General features: G+C 59.1%; 18 protein-coding genes. 17 read left to right on the forward strand and 1 reads right to left on the reverse strand.

Going from position 1 to position 22,304, the window contains the following annotated elements; all coding sequences use genetic code 11:
* Nucleotides 1-8 precede the first annotated feature (8 nt).
* From FFH21_RS14520 to FFH21_RS14540, 5 genes are read left to right on the forward strand one after another with little or no spacing between them, the layout of a single operon-like run.
* Nucleotides 9-1,637: an FGGY-family carbohydrate kinase gene (locus FFH21_RS14520; RefSeq protein ID WP_011168752.1), complete on the forward strand. Its 1,629-nt coding sequence runs from the start codon at nucleotides 9-11 to the stop codon at nucleotides 1,635-1,637.
* Complete coding sequence (locus tag FFH21_RS14525; RefSeq protein WP_054072838.1) at nucleotides 1,634-2,317, forward strand: class II aldolase/adducin family protein; 684 nt, start codon at nucleotides 1,634-1,636, stop codon at nucleotides 2,315-2,317. Before FFH21_RS14520 ends, FFH21_RS14525 begins: the two co-directional genes overlap by 4 nt.
* On the forward strand, nucleotides 2,314-3,795 hold the full coding sequence (locus FFH21_RS14530) for an aspartate aminotransferase family protein (protein ID WP_011168754.1): 1,482 nt from the start codon (nucleotides 2,314-2,316) through the stop codon (nucleotides 3,793-3,795). The genes FFH21_RS14525 and FFH21_RS14530 overlap by 4 nt, the downstream gene beginning before the upstream one ends.
* A gap of 10 nt (nucleotides 3,796-3,805) precedes the next feature.
* Nucleotides 3,806-4,426 (forward strand): hypothetical protein, encoded by a 621-nt coding sequence (locus FFH21_RS14535; protein ID WP_011168755.1) that lies wholly within the window; start codon nucleotides 3,806-3,808, stop codon nucleotides 4,424-4,426.
* Between the two features lie 22 nt (nucleotides 4,427-4,448).
* Nucleotides 4,449-5,624, forward strand: a complete 1,176-nt coding sequence (locus FFH21_RS14540; protein ID WP_011168756.1) for an MFS transporter — start codon at nucleotides 4,449-4,451, stop codon at nucleotides 5,622-5,624.
* Nucleotides 5,625-5,834: 210 nt separating this feature from the next.
* Here the strand turns inward: FFH21_RS14540 and FFH21_RS14545 are convergent, their stop codons facing one another.
* The gene (locus FFH21_RS14545) at nucleotides 5,835-6,212 is read right to left on the reverse strand and encodes a hypothetical protein (protein ID WP_050542009.1); all 378 of its coding nucleotides are present in this window, start codon (nucleotides 6,210-6,212) and stop codon (nucleotides 5,835-5,837) included.
* A 531-nt stretch (nucleotides 6,213-6,743) separates the two neighbouring features.
* Between FFH21_RS14545 and FFH21_RS14550 the strand changes: the two genes are divergently transcribed.
* From FFH21_RS14550 to FFH21_RS14605, 12 genes are all read left to right on the forward strand, one after another.
* Nucleotides 6,744-8,321: an ABC transporter substrate-binding protein gene (locus FFH21_RS14550; protein ID WP_011168758.1), complete on the forward strand. Its 1,578-nt coding sequence runs from the start codon at nucleotides 6,744-6,746 to the stop codon at nucleotides 8,319-8,321.
* 20 nt (nucleotides 8,322-8,341) lie between these two features.
* Nucleotides 8,342-9,352 carry an ABC transporter permease gene (locus tag FFH21_RS14555; RefSeq protein ID WP_004665365.1) on the forward strand — a complete coding sequence of 337 codons (1,011 nt, stop codon included), beginning with the start codon at nucleotides 8,342-8,344 and terminating at the stop codon, nucleotides 9,350-9,352.
* A complete protein-coding gene (locus FFH21_RS14560) occupies nucleotides 9,349-10,203 on the forward strand; it encodes an ABC transporter permease (RefSeq protein ID WP_002553740.1) in 855 nt (284 codons plus the stop codon). The genes FFH21_RS14555 and FFH21_RS14560 overlap by 4 nt, the downstream gene beginning before the upstream one ends.
* Complete coding sequence (locus FFH21_RS14565) at nucleotides 10,193-11,041, forward strand: ABC transporter ATP-binding protein (protein WP_011168759.1); 849 nt, start codon at nucleotides 10,193-10,195, stop codon at nucleotides 11,039-11,041. Before FFH21_RS14560 ends, FFH21_RS14565 begins: the two co-directional genes overlap by 11 nt.
* Nucleotides 11,038-11,754 carry an ABC transporter ATP-binding protein gene (locus tag FFH21_RS14570; RefSeq protein ID WP_004662624.1) on the forward strand — a complete coding sequence of 239 codons (717 nt, stop codon included), beginning with the start codon at nucleotides 11,038-11,040 and terminating at the stop codon, nucleotides 11,752-11,754. The genes FFH21_RS14565 and FFH21_RS14570 overlap by 4 nt, the downstream gene beginning before the upstream one ends.
* 232 nt (nucleotides 11,755-11,986) lie before the next feature.
* Complete coding sequence (locus FFH21_RS14575; protein ID WP_005757773.1) at nucleotides 11,987-12,496, forward strand: sigma-70 family RNA polymerase sigma factor; 510 nt, start codon at nucleotides 11,987-11,989, stop codon at nucleotides 12,494-12,496.
* A complete protein-coding gene (locus tag FFH21_RS14580) occupies nucleotides 12,493-13,458 on the forward strand; it encodes a FecR domain-containing protein (RefSeq protein WP_004665372.1) in 966 nt (321 codons plus the stop codon). The genes FFH21_RS14575 and FFH21_RS14580 overlap by 4 nt, the downstream gene beginning before the upstream one ends.
* Before the next feature lie 69 nt (nucleotides 13,459-13,527).
* Nucleotides 13,528-15,936: a TonB-dependent receptor gene (locus FFH21_RS14585; RefSeq protein ID WP_011168761.1), complete on the forward strand. Its 2,409-nt coding sequence runs from the start codon at nucleotides 13,528-13,530 to the stop codon at nucleotides 15,934-15,936.
* A gap of 344 nt (nucleotides 15,937-16,280) precedes the next feature.
* Nucleotides 16,281-17,657, forward strand: coding sequence for a diaminobutyrate--2-oxoglutarate transaminase (locus FFH21_RS14590; protein ID WP_002553746.1), 1,377 nt, complete (start codon nucleotides 16,281-16,283; stop codon nucleotides 17,655-17,657).
* Between the two features lie 238 nt (nucleotides 17,658-17,895).
* Nucleotides 17,896-19,680 (forward strand): IucA/IucC family siderophore biosynthesis protein, encoded by a 1,785-nt coding sequence (locus tag FFH21_RS14595; protein WP_054073175.1) that lies wholly within the window; start codon nucleotides 17,896-17,898, stop codon nucleotides 19,678-19,680.
* A complete protein-coding gene (locus FFH21_RS14600) occupies nucleotides 19,673-20,881 on the forward strand; it encodes a type III PLP-dependent enzyme (RefSeq protein WP_004662637.1) in 1,209 nt (402 codons plus the stop codon). The genes FFH21_RS14595 and FFH21_RS14600 overlap by 8 nt, the downstream gene beginning before the upstream one ends.
* Nucleotides 20,878-22,284 carry a DHA2 family efflux MFS transporter permease subunit gene (locus tag FFH21_RS14605; RefSeq protein ID WP_004665379.1) on the forward strand — a complete coding sequence of 469 codons (1,407 nt, stop codon included), beginning with the start codon at nucleotides 20,878-20,880 and terminating at the stop codon, nucleotides 22,282-22,284. Before FFH21_RS14600 ends, FFH21_RS14605 begins: the two co-directional genes overlap by 4 nt.
* Nucleotides 22,285-22,304: the final 20 nt, after the last annotated feature.

The following is a 22,304-nucleotide window of genomic DNA, read 5'->3' on the forward strand; positions in this document are numbered from 1 at the left end:
AGACCTTTATGACTTCGCTTTTCATTTCCCGGACGCCTGAGGCGGTTACCGGCCTGGAGCAACTCGTCCTCGCGATTGACCTGGGAACGTCCGGCTGCAAGTGCGCACTGGTCTCCATGGAGGTAGACATCCGTTCCTGGGCGTTTCACGGTGTGCCGTTGCATGTCAGTGGCTTGAGTGCAGAACAGGAGCCGGAGGACTGGTGGAATGCTTTCATGCTTGGCGCCCACGAGTTACTGGGAGCCGACCCGCTCAGACGTCGTCAGGTCGTGGCCATCTGTTGCTCCACGCAAAGCGAAGGCACGGTCTGTGTCGACCGCAATGGGGCCGCGATTGGCCGGGCACTGCTGTGGCTGGACAAGCGCGGCGCCGACTCCATCAAACAGCGAATGGGCGGAGGCTGGTGCAATCTGGGCGGCTACGGGCCACTCAAGCTCTGGCGTTCGTTGCGACTGACAGGCGGGGTGGCGTCTCTGTCCGGGATGGACTCGGCCGGGCACATGGCCTACATCCTTGATCATGACCCTGCACGGTATGAAAAGACCCACAAGTTCCTGAATGTTCTCGACTACATGAACATGCGGTTGTCGGGTCGTTACTGTGCGACAGGCGACTCGATGCTGACCGCCTGGATTACCGACAATCGGGACCCTCACCGCATTCGCTACGATGACGGGCTGATAAGGGCGCTGGGCATCGACGCTGGCAAACTGCCTGAGCTGGTGGGCTCGACCGAAGTCATTGGCACATTGAAACCCGAGCTGGCGGATGTACTGGGGCTACCTCGATCCACGCCTGTGGTTGCGGGTGCCGTAGACACTTCGGCAGTGGCTGTTGGTGCCACGGTACGTGACTTTGCTCCACACCTTTACCTGGGCACCTCGTCCTGGGTAGGCGCTCATGTACCGTTCAAGAAATCCAGTGTTCGCCACCATATTGCTGCGGTTCCCAGTGCGGTCAAGGGCCGTTATCTGGCAATGGCCATGCAGTCGGCTGCAGGTGCCAACCTGTCGTTTTTGCGTGACAAGGTGCTTTACCACCCGGACGAGCTGTTGAGCGATGAGCAACAGCCGGATGTGTATGCCTTGCTTGACCGTATTGCAGCGCGTGTGCCGCCGGGTTCGCGGGGGCTGATCTACACGCCATGGCTGTGTGGCGAACGCTCCCCGGTTGGTGATCCGAGCCTGCGTGCCGGCTTGATCAACCTGAAACTCGAACATTCCAGGGAAGACATTATCCGGGCCTTCATGGAAGGCGTTGCCCATAACACACGCTGGATGCTGGAGCCGTTCTCGCGGTTTATCGGCCAGTCGAGCGAAATCATCGTCGCCACCGGCGGCGGAGCGCAATCGGATGTGTGGTGCCAGATCATGGCCGATGTCTGCGGGCGGGTCATTCAGCAACCGCACAATCCTATTCAGACCAACGCCCGCGGCGCTGCGTTCATCGCTGCAGTAGCGCTCGGGAAGTTGCAGTTCAACGATCTTCCGACACTGCAAAGGCCGCATCGACTGTACGAGCCATCCCGCTCAACCCGAAACCTGTATGACAACCGCTTCGCCACGTTCAAGGAAGTCCGCAAACGCCTGGCACCACTGTATCGCAGGTTGAACCCATCGCAGGAGACGACACCATGAACAATGTCCAACAACAGATCGTCGACCTGTCGCGGCACCTCTCACGCCGCGGCTTCTTCGCCGCCACCGGCGGCAACCTTGCGCTGCGTATCGACGCGCTGCACATCGCGGTCACACCGTCGGCCACCGATTATTTCAGTATGCGACCGGAGGATGTCTGCGTTCTGCGACTCAAGGATCTGCGCCAACTTTCAGGTGAACGTTCGCCTTCGGTGGAAAGCGAGTTGCACGCCAAAGTCCTGCGCAGCCGCCCGGATGTCAATTGCAGTATCCATACCCACCAACCCCTGGCCAGTGCCTGCACATTGTTCGGCAAAGCGCTGGACGTGCCTTACCCGCCGCCATGGAAGTCGCTGGGCAAACGCATTCAACTGGTGGGTTATGCGCCGTCCGGGTCCGGCTGGCTGGCCGGCAAGCTCGGCAGGGCCATACGGTCAGATCACAACGTTTACCTGATGCGCAATCACGGCGTTCTGTGTTGCGGTGCGGATATCGAAACCACCCTGACGCGCCTGGAGGACCTGGAAACATTCTGCCGTGATCATCTTGTCAACCAGATCAAAGTCAATACCCGTGGAAAACCTGAGTCACGCGCTGCAGTGGCCCACCTGATCAATGCCCTGACCAGTTCCAGCTCGCACGCACTCAGCCCTCAGACTTTTTCAGAGACTCAATCATGAACAAACCTCTTGATCCTGCCAGCATGCCTGCAATTCCCGAATCGGCTGTATCGCAATGGCCGGACGTCGATTCCCTCTACCGCCGGTTCGACGAACTGGTGAAGCAGCCCATTCGCCCGATCAAACGCGAAGCAATGAGCAAGGTCATGGGCTATTTCGACGAGCGCTGTCAGGGCTCCAAGCGTCTTTCCGAGGCAGCCAAAAAAGTCATACCGGGAGGTGTGCAACACAATCTTGCGTTCAACTATCCGTTTCCGCTGGCCTTCGCCCAGGCCAAAGGTGCGCACCTGACGGATGTCGACGGCAACCGCTACACCGATTTTCTACAGGCGGGTGGCCCCACTTTGTTGGGTTCGAATCACCCGGCCATTCGCAAACAGGTCAACCGTATTCTCGATGAATGCGGGCCGGTGACCGGCTTGCTGCATGAGTACGAGGTCAAGCTCGCCGAACTGGTCTGTGAAGTGATGCCCGGTGTCGACATGCTGCGCTTGCTGGGCTCGGGCACTGAAGCGGTGATGGCAGCGGTACGCCTGGCACGCGCCTACACCCGCAAGAAGTGGGTGATTAAAATCGGCGGCGCCTATCACGGCTGGAGCGATCAACTGGTCTACGGCATGCGCCTGCCGGGTACCGGTCGCATGGAGGCGGTGGGTATTCCGCGAGGTGCCACGGCAAACACCCAGGAGAGCCCGCCCAATAATCTGGATGCATTACGCCGCAGGCTGCAGATCAATCGCCTTCGTGGCGGCACTGCAGCGATTATGGTCGAACCCTTTGGCCCGGAAAGTGGCACACGCCCGGTACACGCCGACTTCAACCGACAGTTGCGTGCACTGTGTAACGAATTTGGCGCACTGCTTATTTTCGACGAAGTAGTCACCGGGTTCCGTGCGGGTCTGGGCGGCGCACAAGCTTATTTCAACGTCATGCCGGACATCACGGTACTGGGTAAATGCCTGACAGGAGGCTACCCGATGGCGGGTGCCATTGGCGGACGCAGAGATGTGATGCAACTGCTTGCCGGTGGCATTGGTACATCTTCCCGAAGGGCGTTCGTAGGAGGGACGCTGTCGGCCAACCCGCTGTCGTGCGTCGCCGGTTATTACGCGCTGCTGGAGGCGCGCCGCCTGAATGCGCCGGCGCTAGCGGGCAGGGCGGGCGACCGCATGCGCGCAGGACTTGATGAAATCATCAATCGACGTGGCTTGCCTTATGTTGCCTACAACATGGGCTCCATCGTGCATCTGCAGACTTCCGGTGTGCTGCTGCTCGACACCAGTAATCCGCTCAAGCTGCTGAGGGCTCGCAATGAGGCCAAGACCCGCAAGCACATGATGGAGGAGATGGGGGCTGCGTATACCGCTCATGGCCTGATCACCCTCGCGGGCAGCCGTATCTACACCAGTCTGGCAGACACCGACGACGTCATTGATGACGCGCTCGATCGGTTCGACGCCGTTTTTCAATTGGTGTGAGGTGAGCACCATGCGCGATTTACTTCGAAAACAGTGGTTTGAGCTGCGCGAACGGATGATGGGTCAGGTGGACTCACACAGCAGTATTTCATTGCGCTTGCCAGGCGAACAGGGCATGTGGCTGGGGAAACTCGACGACCTGGCACCCCAGGCTGTCGCGTTGTCCGATTCCGCAGAGGACGAGCGCCAGACCCACGCGGCGATCTATAGGGTTCGTACCGATGTCGGCGCAATCCTGATCGGCGGTGGAGCCTTTGCAAAAAGCCTTGTCGATTTTGGCGGCGTCCTGCCGATTCTATTTGATGAGCAGGCACGTCATATAGGCCACATGGGGTCGCCCGCCAGTGCTGACCGGCCCCTGGCATGTGCATTGACGCGTGGCGGCAATGCCGCGGTTATCGATGGAATCCCGGTTGTGATGGGCACCACAGGCCCTCGAATGGTGCTCAACGCAGAATTGTTCGAGAAATGCGCGAAAGCCTACACCCTGGCCAAGGCGTGCGGCACACACCTCACGCTGCTGCCTTGGTGGGTGGTGCTGGTCGCCAACGGAAGGCTGATGAAAGACGAGAAGCGGGCGGCGCAGTGCTTTGCCGAAGGCAAGATCCCACCAGAAACCCGCGGTTACTAAAACTTCTCAAGAGGCGCATGCCATGCAAACGTCGTCCGCTGTAACTCGCAGGCATTTGAGTGCCGCATTGGCACTGGGCTCTGTCGCAGTACTGATGGTGGGGCTGCAGCCGCTGCTGCTGGGCGAATTGCTCGCGCAAAACCATGTGTCGCTTGAGGGCGTAGGGCTGGTAGCCATGGGCGAAATCGTGGCGCTGGGGCTGGGCGTGGTACTGGGTGACTTGCTGCGGTCAATGCTCAACCTGCGCCTGCTTACGGTCATCGCCATTCTGTGCGCAGCCGGAATGGACCTGGTTACGGCCAATGTTACTGGCGACGGGCCGTTAACGGCGGCTCGTGCGCTGGCGGGACTGACCGAGGGGCTACTGTTATGGGGGGCCGTGAGCCTGATCGTTCAGGGGCCTGCGCCGGATCGGGTCGCAGGTGTGTTCATGGTGGTCCAGACACTGGCTCAGGCGCTGATAGCTGCAACACTTGCATACCTGATATTGCCTGATCAAAGCGTCTACGCAGGCTTTGTGTTTCTTGGAATTCTGACCGCAGGCTCCGTGCTGTTTGTTGCCTGGCTACCCAAACGCCTGCCGCAACAGCCTGACAAACAACCGGATATATCAGGCTTCAAATGGAACCTGAAGCAGGTCCTGCTGTTGATGCTGGTGTTCATGCAGCTCTCGGCGGTAGGCGTGCTTTGGGCGTACCTGGAACCGCTGGGCATTCACGCAGGGCTGGATGCGCACTCGGCTCAATTGCTTGTCTCGGCGATGCTGTTCATGCAGGTCCTGGGCGGCTGTCTGGGCATTTTGCTGGTGCGCCGGGTGCCTGACTATTCGATGCTGGCCGCCGCCGCACTGCTCCTGGCGAGCATTGCGCTGGGCATGTATGTAACGGCTGATCAGGGCGTGAACGTATTTCTGGGCCTGTGCGGTCTTTTTGCCCTGATCTACCTGATGTTGACGCCTTTTCAAGTGCGCATTGCGCTTCATATTGACCCGTCGGGACGCATAGCAGGGCTCATTCCGGGCATGCAACTGCTGGGCTGCGCATTCGGACCGTTGCTGGCGTCGCAGTGGGTGTCTGACGACAACGCTCAACCGGTGCTGCTGGTCAGTGTCTGGCTGTCGGTTACGGCGCTGTTTCTGGTTGCGCTGTTGCACCGGCGGGCCGTCAGTAGGAGGGTTGGCGTTGCACGCAGAGCTTGAACCGTGCGCGAGCAGCAGCGGCGGAGCCATTGCAGTTGAAAGGCACACCGCCGCCTTCGGAGTTATTTTGAAACTGGTGGTGTCTGGATCGTTCAGGTGATGCTGCTGACATGCAGACTGCCGCGACGCATTTGGGCACTTGCCGAAAGCGCTATGCCTCTCCAGCGTGTGACATCGAGCGCGGATCCACCTCAGGCGTGAGATGGCACCTCATGATCCGTAATCCACATACCGCGCCATAAGGTTAGGGCGGCTAAACGTATCGATCGCATAAACCCGCTGCCACATGGTATCAACCTCGGCCTTGAAAGTGGCGTCATCCATGTCGATCCAGTAGCGAGGGTCGCGACCGCGCTGCTGATCGTAGCTGGCAGTGACCGGGTCCAGGTGTCTGTACGGTTCAAACAACGGGATGTCCGGAATCGGGCCGCTGGTGTCCATGTAGTTTTGCAGGAAGTCCCAGAGTGCGCAGGGGCGTTGCTGGAAGTCGTCGGCGTTCATCAGCATATGAAAATTGATCTTACGGTCTTCATAGCGATGCTGAAGCAGTAGTCCGTGTGTAGGACCGTGACGATTATGGGGAATGATCCTTACCCACGATCTGGACGATCAGTTTGTCCATTTCGCAGGATGGTCCATCGCTAGGGCTGCCGTTGGTCATTGTGTGAATTCCCTGTTCTGGCGTTGGTGATCGATACCGTCGAGGCCCAGACAGAAACGAACAGTTGGGCTAGTTGAATGCCATAAAAGCTAACAAGAACAGTGCCAAATATTTTTTACTTATTTAAATCAAAAGGTTAGGAGTTAAATTTGAGTCGGGAGTGATTTTTCAGTCGAAAATCCAATAAAACCTGCGCGAGATTCTGCGTGCGATTACAAGATATTGCGCAACGCCGTCAAAGCGCCGCTAAGCGAGTCTCGCAAGCGCTTAAGTGATCTAAAGCGACCGCTGATTGCGCAACCTATTGCGCACCACTCCCCAAACCGCAACGCAGCCCTATCCCCGAGCGTCTCAACCCGGAAAAACGTTCTAAGTTAATGACTAAACAGTCTTTTTTATATTACCAAATGCGCTATATCGTCATTCCCCAATAACTCAAGCTCATAAGGGAATTCACGATGCGGCGTCTGACAGCTCTGGCTATGGCAATCACAATCAGCGGTTCAGCCTGGGCTGCAACGCCCCCGGATACGTTGGTGGTGGCGCGTTCAATAGACGACATTGCCAGCCTGGACCCCGCCGAAAGTTTTGAAATAACCGCGACCAACACCCTGGCTAATATCTATCAGCGCTTGCTTGAGCCAGACCGGCAGAACCCGGCCAGCCTGGTGCCTGCCCTGGCATCCAGATGGAAGGCGGGTGACGACGACAAGAGTCTGGTTTTCGAACTGCGTGACGGTGCCAGATTTGCCTCGGGCAACAGTGTTCGCCCGGAAGACGTCATTTACTCGTTGAGCCGCGTGGTCAAACTGAACAAATCTCCGGCTTTCATCCTCGGTGAGTTGGGCTGGACGGCGGAAAACGTCGACAGTTTCCTGACCCGCGTGGATGACACACACGTGAAGATTTCCTGGCCAGCGGCGGTAGGCAGTTCCTTTGCCTTGAGCATTCTGTCTGCGACGCCAGTGGGCTTCATTGTCGACGCGGTAGAGGTCGGCAAGCATACGAAAGACGCTGATCTGGGCAACGGCTGGCTGAAAAATCATTCAGCCGGTACGGGTTCCTATGCGCTGCGCAGCTACGTGCCGCACGAGGCGCTGGTGCTTCAGGCCAACCCTAATGCCATCAAGGCCCCCAAGCTGAAAACAGTAATCCTCAAGAACGTCACTGACCCGGCAACCCGACGTCTGTTGGTGGTGCAGGGCGATGCTGACCTTGCGTTCGATCTGGGCGCAGACCAGTTCAGCGCTCTGGAAAAGCAGAAGGGCGTCAGTGTGCAGCGATTCCCGTCCTCAATGATCTATTACCTGGCCATCAACAGTGGCAGCACGCAGGCGCCTGCACTGAAGAACCCGGCGTTCTGGGAAGCTGCTCGTTGGCTGGTTGATTATCAGGGCATTTCCAAAGATCTGTTGAAAAACCAGTACAGCATCCACCAGGCATTCCTCCCTGCGGGCGTCATCGGCTCGCTGGTCGACAAACCGTTCAAACTGGACGTCGATAAAGCCAAGGCCGCCTTAAAGGCGGGTGGTATTGCCGAAGGCACGAAAATCGAACTCAATGTGTTCAATCAACCTCCCTACACGGATATTGCCCAGGCGCTGCAAGCCAGTTTTGCCAAAGCCGGCATAGAGATTTCAGTGCGTCCGCTGGTAGAAAGCGAGCTACTGGCGAAAATGCGCGCCCGGGACTTTCAGCTGATCTTCACCTACTGGGGGATGGATTATCTGGATCCTCACTCCAACGCGAGCGCCTTCACTTACAACGTCGCCAACGGTCCGAAAACCATCGCCTGGCGCACTCAGTGGGATATCCCGCAACTGAGCCAGGAAACCCGCACGGCTGCTGCCGAACGTGACCCGCAAAAACGTGTTGTGCTGTATACCGATCTGCAAAAAACTGTGCAGCAAAGCTCGCCATTTGTCGTGGCGCTGCAAGGTCAGAACCAGGTCGCGGTACATGACGGCGTGCAAGGTGTGTTACAGAACATCACCGTTTCGCTGCCGTATTTTGATCAGGTGAGCAAAAGCAAGTGAGAGCAGGGGCTTCACGCAGAGTGAAAGTGGCGGCCAGCGGACTGTTGTCGTTGTCGATAACACTGATCGGCCTGTTGTTCTTCACATTCATGCTGACCACTCTATCGCCAGTCGATCCGGCGCTACGGATTGCTGGCGATCACGCCAGCGAATCGTCGCTGGCCCAGGTTCGAACCGATCTGGGCCTTGATCAACCTTGGCCTGCGCGGTTCGGTCGATATCTGGACAACCTGGGGCAAGGAGATCTTGGGGGTTCCATTACCTCCGGGCAGCCCGTGCTGGAAGGTTTGAGCCGTGCGCTGCCAGCCACACTTGAGCTCGCGACCCTGGCCATTCTGCTGGGCAGTACCCTCGGCCTGTCATTGGGCCTGCTGGCAGCGTGGCGGCCGGGAGGCTGGATTGACGGGCTGGTGCGGCTGGTCTCGCTGATTGGCTATTCGGTGCCGATCTTCTGGCTCGGTCTGCTGATGCTCCTGCTGTTCTACGCCAGGCTGCAATGGGCAGGTGGGCCAGGGCGTCTGGACGATTCGTACTTCTACACCCTTGAATTGAGAAGTGGATTGATGTTGTGGGACACCTGGCGCTCTGGCGAAAGCGGCGCGCTGGCCAACGCCTTCAGTCATCTGGTCTTGCCTGTTCTAGTCCTGGCGTTTTACTCGATGGCAGGCATTTGCCGCATGACACGCTCCGCGCTGCTGGGAGAAATGGGCAAGGAGTACGTCGTGACTGCGCTGGCCAAGGGGGCGGGACGTGGTCGGGTGCTGTTGCGTCATGTGTTGCCGAACGTTGCCGGGACGCTGGTGGTCGTCGTTGCCCTGTCTTACGCCAGTCTTCTCGAAGGCTCGATTCTCACCGAGACGGTCTTCGCCTGGCCGGGTATCGGCCGCTACCTCACCACGGCGTTGTTTGCCGGTGACGTACCAGCGATCCTCGGTAGCACGCTGGTTATCGGACTCTGTTTTGTGGTCGTCAACGGCATCGCCGATGTGCTGGCTGGCATGATCGATCCGCGAACACGGGGGGTGTCATGAGTGTTTCCGTAGCGTTCGACAATATAGTGGCTCGCAGCGGATGGCGTCGCTCACCCGCATTACTCATCGGCGCGTCGATTATCGGGGTGCTGGTACTTGTGGCGTTGCTGGCGCCGCTGTTGAGTGGTTTTGATCCCAATACGCAGAATATTCAGGAGCGTCTGCTGCCGCCGTCTGCCACCCACTGGCTGGGCACCGATGCGTTTGGCCGGGATCTGTTCACACGCCTGCTTTACGGCACACGCCCGACCTTGCTGCTGGTAACGCTGGTATTGCTGCTGACCTTGCCCATCGGTTTGCTGGTGGGCGTTACTGCCGGCTTTTACGGCGGCTGGGCCGAGCGAATCCTGATGCGCCTGACCGACATAATCATGGCCTTTCCGCAATTGGTGCTGGCCTTGGCGTTTGTCGCAATTCTGGGGCCGGGCCTGCTCAACGGGGCACTGGCACTGTCGCTCACGGCATGGCCCGCGTATGCCCGTCAGGCAAGGGCGGAAACCAGTGTATTGCGCAACAGCGACTATCTGGCCGCAGCTCACTTGCAGGGCATACGTGGCATGCGTCTGTTGATCGGTCACGTCCTGCCGCTGTGCCTGCCTTCGGTAATCGTGCGTGTAGCACTGAACCTGGGCGGCATCATTCTGGCCGCCGCAGGGCTGGGATTTCTTGGCCTGGGTGTCGAGCCACCGACTGCAGAATGGGGCTCGATGGTTGCCGACGGCAGCCGGGTCATCTTTGATCAGTGGTGGGTCGCCGCTGCACCGGGAATCGCGATATTGCTGACGAGCCTGTCTTTCAACCTGCTGGGCGACGGTCTGCGCGATGTACTGGATCCTCGTCATGACTCATGAACAATCGCTGTTGAACGTGCAGGGCTTGCGGATCGGTTTTCCAGGCTCGGGCCCGGAACTGATCGAGGTGGTCAAGGGGATCGATTTCACTGTGGGCACTGAAAAGGTCGCGCTGGTGGGTGAGTCCGGCTCGGGCAAGTCACTCACCGCGCGTGCGTTGCTGGGGCTTGTCGCACGCCCCGGTCAGGTGACCGCCGAACACATGAGCCTGGCAGGCGATGACCTGCGCAGCCTTACGGCAAAGCAATGGCAGGGCCTGCGCGGTACTCGTCTGTCACTGGTGTTGCAGGACCCCAGGTATTCGCTCAACCCGGTGCTCAGGGTCGGCACTCAAGTTGAAGAGGCGCTGGTGTTGCATACCCGGCTGGGACGCCGTGAGCGTCGCGAAAAAGTACTCGACATGCTGGAGGCTGTAGGCTTGCCCAACCCGCTGGCGCTGTATGACAGCTACCCCCACGAACTGTCCGGCGGCATGGGGCAGCGGGTGATGCTCGCCGCGATGCTGATCAATGATCCGCGCCTTTTGATTGCCGACGAACCCACCTCGGCACTCGACAGCGACCTGCGCGATCAGATTCTGGAGTTGATTCTGGGCCTTGTCGAACAACGCAACATGGGGTTACTGCTGATCAGTCATGATCTGCCTCTGGTGGCGAAATATTGTGACCGGGCGCTGGTCATGTACCGCGGGCGGATTGTCGACCGATGCAACGCCGCCGAACTGGCAACTGCCAGTAACCCCTACACGCAGACGCTATGGCGCTGTCAGCCCTCTGCTCTGACCTATGGTCAGGCACTTGCGACCCTTGATCGCAAACTAATGGAGGCGCTGCCATGAGCGTGGTGGATATCAGTGAACTGACGGTAAGTTTCAAACGCGGCCTGCATGCCTTTACTGCACTGCAGATGGCAGAGTTGAGAATCGAACCGGGTGAATGCTTTGGCCTGATCGGCACGTCGGGCTCTGGCAAATCGACTTTGTTGCGAGTGCTCGCCGGCCTCCAGCGCGACTGGCAGGGCAGTGTGAACCTGTTCGGGCAGCCGCTTCACGCGCAGAAAGCCTTCACGGGAACCTTGCGTCAGCAGGTGCAGATGGTGTTTCAGGACCCTTATGCGTCATTGCATCCGCTGCACCGGATCCGCCGCAGCCTGCGCGAGCCGCGGCAGATCAACGGCCTGCCTTTCGATGAGGCCAATCTGGTTGCTTCGATGGAACAGGTGGGCCTGTCGGGTGACATGCTCGATCGCTACCCGCATCAACTGTCCGGCGGCCAGCGTCAGCGCGTTGCCATCGTTCGTGCGCTGCAATTGAATCCAGCACTGTTGTTGCTGGACGAACCGACCTCGGCGCTGGACATGACCGTTCAGGCGGAAATACTCAATCTTCTCCAGGCCCTGCGTCGTGACACGGGCATGACCATGATTCTGGTCAGTCACGACATGAATACCGTTGCCCATTTGTGTGACAGGGCACTGTTGATCCGCGAGGGACGTGTCGAGCGACATCTTGATCGTACGGCACTTGGCGTATTGGCGGGGGCGAACCACTGATCGATTTCCCGGAAGAAATTTACGTCGAAAGTGGTACAAAAAAGATACACATCGCGTTTATTTGTCGCTCGAGTGAATCACTTGTATACAGCGCAGATCAACGCGTTGCGGACCAATGACCCCGATTTTACGCAGCGGCGGCGGGCTTTTTGAAAAAAAGAGCGTGGACTCGGGATATAACACTAATTAGAATCAGTCTCATTTGGCGCACCCATCGCTCAAGGCTTTTGACATGACTGAAGCAGCGACGCTATCACAGCAGACCTTGCATTCCCTTTACCGCGATCATCATGGCTGGCTGGAAAGCTGGTTGCGCAGACGCATGGGGAATGCCTGGGATGCTGCGGACCTGAGTCAGGATACGTTCCTGCGTGTACTGTCCAGCTCTCAGCAGATCGCCGATATGCAGGAGCCACGCGCTTACCTGCTGACGGTGGGCAAGCGCCTGCTCAGTAACTTCTATACTCGCCGCAGCCTGGAACAGGCTTACCTTGAAGCGCTGGCGCAGTTGCCTGAAGACAGCGTGCCGTCGCCTGAGCAGCGCTGGCTGTTGCTGGAAACCCTGCAGGCGCTGGACGAGTTGCTCGACGGTCTTTCGGCAGTGGTGCGCCGGGCGTTTCTCTGGAGCCAGCTCGAGGGGCTGGGGTATCGGGAAATCGCAGAGCGCCTGGATGTTTCCGAACGCACCGTCAAACGTTATATGGCGCAAGCCTACGAACACTGCCTGCTGGTGGATTGGTGATTCGCTCGGCACCTTCTAACGAAGAACGCGAGGTAGTACGCAGGGCGGCGCAGTGGTTGGCGCTTCTGGAATCCGGCGGTGCCAGCGAAGAAGATCACGCCATGCTGCAGCACTGGCGCGACAGCTCTGCCAGTCATGAGCGTGCCTGGCAAAAGGCGCAACAGCTGCGGCAGCGTTTTTTCGGCCTGCCTGCCAATCTGGCTATGGCTACTTTGGATCGTCCTGACAAAGCAAGACGCGCGGCGCTCAAAAGAGCGTTGGGCGCTGTGGCATTGGTCCCTACCGCCTGGCTGGTGGGCCGTCAGTTGCCGCTGGATGTCTGGCGTGCCGACCTGCAAACCTCCGTCGGCGAGCACAAACGTCTGTCCCTGGCCGATGGCAGCACCTTGCAACTGAACACCGACAGCGCGGTGAATGTCGATCTGGGTGCACGTCGAGTCACCCTTGTGCGTGGCGAGATCGCACTCAAGGTGCCGGGCAGGGCAGCACTGACCATCGAGGGCCCCTACGGGCGCGTCGTGGTCAGTCAGAGTGAAGTCTGTGTACGTCTCAACCAGAGCGACTGCCGTGTGTCGGTGGTCAGCGGCGCGGTGCAACTCTATCCGCTGCAGGGGCCGGTGCTGGTATTGCATGCACAACAACAGGTCAGCCTCAAACAGGGCGGAGCCGGGCCTGTCAGCGCCTTCGACGCCTTGCTGCCCGGCTGGCGCGACGATGTATTGACCGCACAGAACCAGTCTCTGGGCGATTTCCTGCGCGAGCTTGGCCGCTACCGCCCTGGCTTGCTGCGCTGGGAGCCGGCACTTGAAACCCTGCGAGTGACGGGCAGTTTCAGACTCGACAATACCGACCGCGTGCTTTCGTTACTGGCTGCCAGCCTGCCGGTGGACGTGCAGATGCGGACCCGTTACTGGGTCACGCTGGTGCCTCGAAAAAACATTTCGACAAAAAATAATGCGTGAAGCTGTCCCTTTTTTTTGTCTCGCTGGTCATTTCAGGTAAGTGCACAAAAAATACGAGAGTTTCCCTCTATGTCCGCAGTGTCTTCCTACCGTTTGCGTCCGCTTTTGCATTTCAGCCTGTTGCTGACGTTGAGTTCCAGTCCGTTGTTTGTATCGACCAGTTGGGCCGAAACCTCGGGCAAACGTGCCTATGAGGTGCCGGCTGGCAGCCTGAGCGCCGCGCTCACCCGCTTTGCCGGTCAGGCCGGGGTCAACCTCTCGGTAGACCCCGCGCTGGTGAACGGTCGAAACAGTTCGGGGTTGTCCGGCGAATTCGCGGTCGAGGAAGGCTTTGCGCGCTTGCTGCAAGGTTCCGGTCTGCAACTGGTACCCGTCGGAGAGCAGGCTTACACGCTGATCCCGGCACCTGACAGCGCGAGCGCAGGCCTGCAACTCGCACCCACCTCGATTGTCGGTGATAGCGGCTCTACCGATGGCCAGGAATACGCAGGCGGCCAAGTGGCACGTAAAGGCTCGCAAGGCATGCTGGGTTCGCGGGACTTCATGGAAACGCCGTTCAGCATGACCACCTACACCAAGGACGCGGTGAAAAACCAGCAGGCCCGTACCCTTGGCGACCTGATTGCCAGCGACCCGTCGGTGCGTGCCACCAACCCGGCAGGCGGGCGTTACGAACAGTTCACCATTCGCGGCTTCAGCCTGTTCAATAGCGACGTCTCATACAACGGCTTGTACGGCATCCTGCCCACATACACCATCGACATGGAAATGGCCGAGCGGGTAGACATACTCAAGGGCCCGAGCCAGCTGATTAATGGCATTTCGCCGCGTGGCAGTGTCGGTGGTGGGATCAACGTGGTCCCCAAGCGCGCAACGGATAAACCCATCACCGAGCTGACCACCAGCTATGCGTCCAAAGGGCAGGCAGGCGCGGCGGTGGATGTGGCCCGTCGCTTTGGCGAGGACGACAAGTTCGGTATCCGTTTCAATGGCGTGAAGCAGTCTGGCGACACTGAATGGGATCATCAGAGCGTTGATCGCGAAATGGCCGTGTTGGGCCTGGATTTCCGCGGCGACCGCTTGCGCCTGTCGACGGATATCGGGCACACCGAGCGCGATACCGATGCCCCGCAGGAGCGCGTACAGGTGGGTGCCAATGCAAAGGTGCCCAACGCCAACGATGTTCGCGACAACTATGCGCAGTCCTGGAGCAAGGCGCGCACCAAGGATACCTTCGGCGCAGTGAATGCCGAATATGACCTCAGCGACTCGGTGATGCTGTACGGCGGTGTCGGCGCGCGCAAAAGTAACCATGACTTCCTGCGCCATGCGGTATCGGTCACCAACGATGCAGGTGACTTCAGCGTTCAGCCGCGCGACTTCACCCGCGACGAAAATGTTCGCACAGCCACTGCCGGCGCACGCAGCTGGTTCAATACCGGGCCGGTCAGCCACGAGGTCAATCTGGCCGCCAGCTATTTCTACATGGACTTTGAAAACGGTGGTGCACGCTACGCAGCCGCGCCGAGCAATCTCTACAATCCGGTCGACACGCCGACCCCCTCCAACCCCACGCGGGCCGACTCCAAGGTTTACACCGAGAACCGCTTCAGCGGTGTGGCCCTGACCGACACTCTGGGCTTTTTCGATGACCGCCTGCTGCTGACACTCGGTGCCCGCTGGCAGCGAGTCAAGGTTGATGACTGGACCGACAACGTCAAGGGCGACACCTCCTACGACGAGGAAAAGGTCTCACCTTCAGGCGGCATTCTGTACAAAGTGACCGACGACTTCTCGGTGTATGCCAACTACATGGAGGGCTTGAGCCAGGGCAAGATCGCGCCGTCGACGTCGGTGAACGAAGACCAGATCTTCCCGCCGTTCGTCAGCCGCCAGATCGAGGTCGGGGCCAAATATGACCTGGGGTCATACGCCTTCACTGCCAGCGTATTCCGTATCAAGCAACCGGCCTACGAGACCAACACAACCTCGCGCGTCTTCGGCCCGAACGGCAAGCGCCGCAACGACGGCGTCGAGCTGGCCATGTTCGGCGAACCGCTCAAGGGCTTCCGTCTGCTGGGCGGGGTGATGTACATCGACAGCGAGCTGACCAATACCGTCAACGGCACGTTCGATGGCAATCGCGCACCTGCCACCCCCGAGTACAACGTCAATCTGGGCGCAGAATGGGACGTGCCGAGCGTCAAGGGCCTGACCCTGACCGGGCGGGGTATCTACACCAGCTCGCAGTACCTGGACCAGGCCAACAGCAAAAGCATCGATTCTTCCGAGCGCTTCGACGTGGGCGCGCGGTATGCGTTCAAGGTCGATCAGAAGGACATCACACTGCGGGCCAATGTCGAGAACATCATGAACAAGTATTACTGGAGTTCGGCCGGAGCGTCGGATGACAGCGAGCCGGGCCTGACCCTGTCGACACCCCGGACCTATCTGCTGTCAGCGACTATCGGGTTCTGAGTCGACCGCGACGCCCAGGGAAGGGCTCACCGGCGTAGTAAACAAACTGGCAGTCCTCATCGAGGAATAACGTGTGCGGCTATTAAATAATTAACCTGAGTATAAGCATAGAAGAGTCTGCTATATAAGACCCTCTTTAGGTGCTTTACATAAATAACAATCGTCCCACTGAGTGATGGCACTTTGAATGACTCCGACTTATAAGGCGGCGTATTCGTGTGCCTGGCTACTTTTTAAGTAAGCAATAACGTTCATTTAAATTTCATCTTGTTTTTTGAAACAACGGGTTGCACTTTCAAGGAAATGATAATAGTTTGCATCCAGCATTTAGCGAGGACTAACCGATGTTGAATAATGGCTTATTGCAGTCTACTACGTCGCAGAAAACCAATGCCAACTATCTGGACAGGCAGAGCAGATTTGAATCCAATGTAAGAAGTTACCCGCGAAAGTTGCCATTGGCCATCGCCAAGGCACATGGCGTATGGGTCACTGATGTTGAAGGCACCACGTATCTGGACTGCCTGGCCGGTGCCGGAACACTGGCTCTGGGTCACAATCACGAAGCTATCATGGCCAGTCTCGACAGCTTCCTGACGTCCGGAATGCCGATGCACACCCTTGACCTGACCACCGCGGTCAAGGATGCCTTCAGCGAGACGCTGCTGAGCCTGCTGCCGGGCCAGGGACGCGATTACTGCCTGCAGTTCTGCGGGCCGTCCGGTGCCGATGCTGTCGAAGCCGCAATCAAGCTGGCCAAGACTGCCACCGGCCGGCACAACATCATCAGCTTTTCCGGCGCTTACCATGGCATGACCCACGGGGCTCTGGCATTGACTGGCAACACCGCGCCGAAAAATGCCGTCACCAACCTGATGCCCGGCGTGCAATTCCTGCCTTACCCTCATGAGTACCGGTGCCCGCTGGGTATTGGCGGTGAAGCCGGCACCGAGGCGCTGAGTTATTACTTCACCCAGTTCATCGAAGACGTGGAAAGTGGCGTGTCGCTCCCGGCCGCCGTGATTCTGGAGGCGGTGCAGGGCGAAGGGGGTGTCAATCCAGCGCCCGCTGCATGGCTGCGGCAGATTCGCGAAGTGACCCGCAAGCACGGCATTCTGCTGATTCTGGATGAAGTACAGGCCGGCTTCGGCCGTACCGGCAAGATGTTCGCCTTCGAACACGCCGGGATCGAGCCCGACGTCATCGTCATGTCCAAAGCCGTCGGTGGCGGCCTGCCGTTGGCCGTGCTCGGCTTCAAGCGCGAGTTCGACGCCTGGGCTCCGGGCAATCACGCGGGTACTTTCCGCGGCAATCAAATGGCGATGGCTACCGGCCTTGCGACCCTTGAAGTGCTGCAACGGCAAAACCTGGCTGCCCAGGCCGCAAAGCGCGGGGACTGGCTCAAGGCACAGCTTGGCCTTTTGCAGCAACGTTATCCGATGATGGGCCAGGTGCGCGGACGCGGGCTGATGCTGGGCATCGAGATTGTCGATGAGCGCAAACCGGCGGACCGCCTCGGCAGCTTGCCAATGGATCCGGAACTGGCAGTTGCCATTCAGCAGCACTGTTTCAAGCAGGGGCTGTTACTTGAGCGCGGCGGCCGAAATGGCAATGTGATCCGTTTGCTGCCGCCGTTGATCATTACCGAAGAACAATGCCAACTGGTCATCCAGCGATTCGAGGACGCCCTCAAGGCTGCACTGGCCCAGCTGCGCAAGTAAGCAGCTTGTAAATAGCGCGTAAGCAGTACTAACAGTGAGGACATCACTGCGCTTGAAACAGAACACGCACACAACGTTTGACTGAGCGACCCCATCGCACGTCGTGCACAGATTATCAATTGGCTTGTTGCAGATAATAAGCCATACCGACAGTTAAGCCGTTGTGCCGCAAGCGATAAATCAACGCTTGTTGCGACGTCACTTAAACAGTAAGCGTCAAGGCGACTGTGGAGCAGACATGACTAATACCGATCGCACCGTTTTATCAAACATGGTGAGCGAGTTGGCAACCACTCGTGCATTACTTAATTGCCTGATCAAGGAGTTCGCACTGCCTGAACAGTGCCTTCATTACACTTGGCCCCAGGGCATGCAAGGTATTGCGCCGGGCAGCTTCGTGGATGGCGGGCAATGGAAGGGCATTCCACTCACCATCAGACTGCCTAATGAGCAGCAGTTTTTCGTGCTGGTGGACCGCCGCGACCATCTGGGCAGCCATCGTTACCTGTCCGATGTTTATGCGCGGCAGGGGCAGGGCACCTGGCGCTGCCTGGCTTTTGCCGTATTCGCCCGGCAGTTGCTGGCCGCCTGCGAACATATGACCCGGGCCAGCAACGACGAACTGCTCGATCAGGTCCTGCAAAGCCAGCACCTGACTGCAGCTATAGTCGCCCACAACATGACCGGTCAGCACCCGGCACCGCTGAGCGGTTATCTGGCCAGCGAACAGGGCTTGTGGTTCGGCCATCCCAATCACCCGGCACCCAAGGCGCGTCTGTGGCCTGCGCATCTGGCACAGGAGACCTACGCCCCGGAGTTTCAGGCGCAGACCGCGTTGCATCTGTTCGAAGTGCCTCTGGACGGGTTGCGAATCACCTCCAATGGCTTGAGCGAAGCCGAGGTGATGTCAGGGTTCGCGGATCAATCGCGGGCCAGGCCCGGGCATGCGCTGATCTGCATGCATCCGGTACAAGCCCAATTATTTATGCAGGACCGCCGTGTGCAGCGCCTGAGCGAACTCGGGCAGATCACCGATCTGGGCACCAGCGGGCCGCTGGCCAGCCCGACGGCTTCGATGCGCACCTGGTACATCGAAGGGCATGACTACTTCATCAAGGGCTCATTGAATGTGCGCATTACCAACTGCGTCAGGAAAAACGCCTGGTACGAACTGGAAAGCACGCTGATCATCGACGAATTGTTTCAGCGCTTGCAGCAGACCCGCCCGCAAACCCTCGGCGGGCTGTCCACCGTGGCTGAACCGGGTTCGATGAGTTGGGCTCCAAAAGGCTCCAGCGAGACCGACGGCCACTGGTTTCGCGAGCAGACCGGCGCGATTCTGCGGGAAAACTTCTGTCGCCGATCCAGCGCGGACTGCAGCGTGATGGCGGGTACATTGTTCGCGCGTGATCTGCGTTCGCGGCCTTTGGTGCACGATTTCCTTGAGCGTTTCAACGGCGGTGAACTTGAGGACCCGCACCTGCTGGACTGGTTCGATGAATACCAGGCCTTGCTGCTGCGCCCGGTCATGGCGCTGTTCTTCAATCACGGCATCGTGATGGAGCCACATTTGCAGAACGCGGTATTGATTCACGATAACGGACGCCCTCAACAGCTGCTGTTACGCGACTTCGAAGGCGTCAAACTGACCGATGAACTGGGCATCAAGGCCATTCAGGTCGGGCTGCACCCGCGGATTCGACAGTCATTGCTCTACACCCGCGAACAAGGCTGGAACCGCATCACCTATTGCCTGCTGATCAACAACCTGTCCGAGGCCGTGCTGGCCTTGAGTTGGGAACGTCCGCACCTCGCGCCGCTGATGTGGCAGCGGGTCGAGCGGCAGTTGCAACGCATCCGCGACGAGTTGGTGCTGCCTGCGCCAGAACTGGACGCGCTGATTGCCGGCCAGTCAATTGCCTGCAAGACCAACCTGAAGGTCCGGCTCGCCGCCAAGGCCGACCGTGAGGCCAACTATGTGCGCCTCGCTTCACCATGGGCCAAGGAGGCACGTTATGCATAAGTTGCCGGAAACCGTACTGGGCGCCATCAAAGAAGCTCAGGCACTGGAAACCGACCCGCTGGCGGCTTTCGTCTACGATCTGGATGCGTTGCAACAGCATGTCACTGACGTCATGGCCGCGCTGCCTGCGGGCGTAGAGCTGTATTACGCGATCAAAGCCAACAGCGAAGCATTGATGCTGGAAACCCTCGCGCCGCTGGTCAGTGGCTTTGAAATCTCTTCAGGGGGCGAGATCGAGCGCGTGATGGCCTGCCCGACACGCAAACCTTACGTGTTCTCCGGCCCTGGCAAGCTTGACTCCGACTTGCGCTCGGCGTTGCTGAACAAGGTTGAAGCCATCCATCTGGAAAGCCTCAACGAAATTGCGCGTCTGCAACATCTGGCAGAGGAAACCGGGCGCGTGCAGCCGGTGTTTCTGCGCATCAACCCTCAGTTGCCAGCCGCGCAGTCGAGCAAGCTGGCGATGGCTGGCACCGCCACACCGTTCGGCATTGACGAAACCGATCTGGCCGAGGCGATCAGGCGCGTAGACAGCGCCAGCCACCTGACGCTCAAGGGTTTCCATGTACACGCTATGTCCCATCAGATGTCGGTTGAGCGTCACGAGCAGTTGCTGGATTTCTACCTGCAGCGCTGGCAGGAATGGAAAGCACTGGCCAGCTACCCGGAGCAGCTGACCCATTTCAACGTTGGCGGCGGCATTGGCGTCGATTATCTGAACAGTCAGCAGTTCGACTGGCAGCGCCTGTGCCGTTATCTGGAAAAACGCCTGGGCGAGCAGCGTGATGCGCCGATCCTGCGCTTTGAGCCAGGACGTTTCATCAGCGCCTATTGCGGCTATTACGCCATCGAGGTGCTGGACAGCAAAACCAGCCACGGCGAGCATTTTCTGGTCTGCCGCGGCGGCACTCACCAGTTTCGTCTGCCGGTTGCGCAAGGCCATGACCATCCGGTTATCCATGTGCCGTGTGCGCCAGCGACGGGCGCATCTGAGGAGCAGGCCTACACCGTGGTCGGCCAGTTGTGTACGCCAAAGGACGTATTGAGTCGCCGGCAGCCGCTCAAAGGCGTGAACATCGGCGATCTGCTGGTGTTGCCGCTGGCAGGGGCTTACGGCTACAACATCTCCCATGTCGATTTTCTCTGCCACCCAAGACCGGTACAGCACTTTGTGCGCAACGGCGAACGGGTTCGCACATGAGTCTGAACGTCCCACGCCGTTGGGTGGTGTTCAATGTGCTGCTCGGTACGCTGACTGTCAGCCTTAGCAATAGCTCGCTCAACCCGGCGCTGCCAACCTTCATGGAGGCGTTTAAGGTTGGTCCGTTGCTGGCCACCTGGATCGTTGCAGGGTTCATGACCAGCATGGGAATGACCATGCCGCTGACCAGCTTTCTCAGTCAGCGCATTGGCCGCAAACGCCTGTACCTGTGGGGTGTGGCGCTGTTCATCGGTGGCTCCCTGCTGGGCGCGCTGGCCAACTCCATCGCATTGGTGATCACTGCGCGAGTGGTGCAGGGCATCGCCAGCGGGTTGATGATCCCACTGTCGCTGGCGATCATTTTCTCCGTGTATGAAAAGCATGAGCGGGGCAGGGTGACCGGGCTCTGGAGCGCAGCGGTAATGCTCGCTCCGGCATTGGGGCCACTGTGCGGCAGCCTGATGCTGGAGTGGTTCAGCTGGCGCTCGCTGTTCCTGATGAATGTGCCCATCGGCCTGCTGGCCTTGCTGTTGGGCGTCGGCGTGCTGCCAGACTCCGAGCCTGTCGAGCGCAAACCGTTCGACCTTATCGGCTATTTGCTGGTTGCCTCGGGCATCGGCTTGCTGATGATCGCCATCAGCCGCATGCATCACGCCCAAGCGCTGCTCGACCCGTTCAATCAGGGCATGGTGCTGGTCGCAGTGGCCTGTCTGATTGCTTTCGTCAGGGTCGAGTTGAGTCGCAAGGCACCGCTGCTGAATCTGCGTCTGTTCAACCTGCGCGGTTACCGTCTGAGCGTGATCGTTGCCGTCGTGCAGTCGGTCGGCATGTTCGAATGCCTGGTCCTGTTGCCGCTGCTGGTGCAGACGGTACTGGGCTACAACCCGATCTGGACCGGCCTGGCCCTGCTGTGTACCGCCGCGTTCGCCAGCCTGTTCGGGCAGTGGGGTGGCAAGGCACTGGACCGGCATGGTCCGCGCACCGTAGTCGCCATCGGCCTGCTGCTGACCGGTGCTTCAACCCTGGCGCTGGGCATGCTCAAGGCGGATACGGCGATCGGCGTGGTGTTCGTGCTGATGATGATTCGTGGCGCAGGCCTCGGGCTGTCCTACATGCCGGTGACGACGGCTGGGCTCAATGCCTTGCCCGAGCCGATGGTCACGCAGGGCGCTGCGATGAACAACATTTCCCGCCGTCTTGTGGCGTCGCTGGCAATTGTCATCGCCTCGCTGTGGCTGGAATTTCGCCTGAACACTGCGGGACCGGCCGCCACGCCTTCGGCCATCAATGAAGTCTTCATTGCCACCGGCCTGCTGATCCTGCTGGCACTGCCGTGTGCCTGGCGTTTCCCCCTTAACGACGAACGCACCGAGGCACAGCCCGGCGCGGTCGAACCCCGATAATTTTTCGTTCGAGGTATGAA

This window comes from Pseudomonas sp. KBS0707, from assembly GCF_005937945.2.
In the GTDB taxonomy this organism is placed as follows: Bacteria; Pseudomonadota; Gammaproteobacteria; order Pseudomonadales; family Pseudomonadaceae; genus Aquipseudomonas; species Aquipseudomonas amygdali.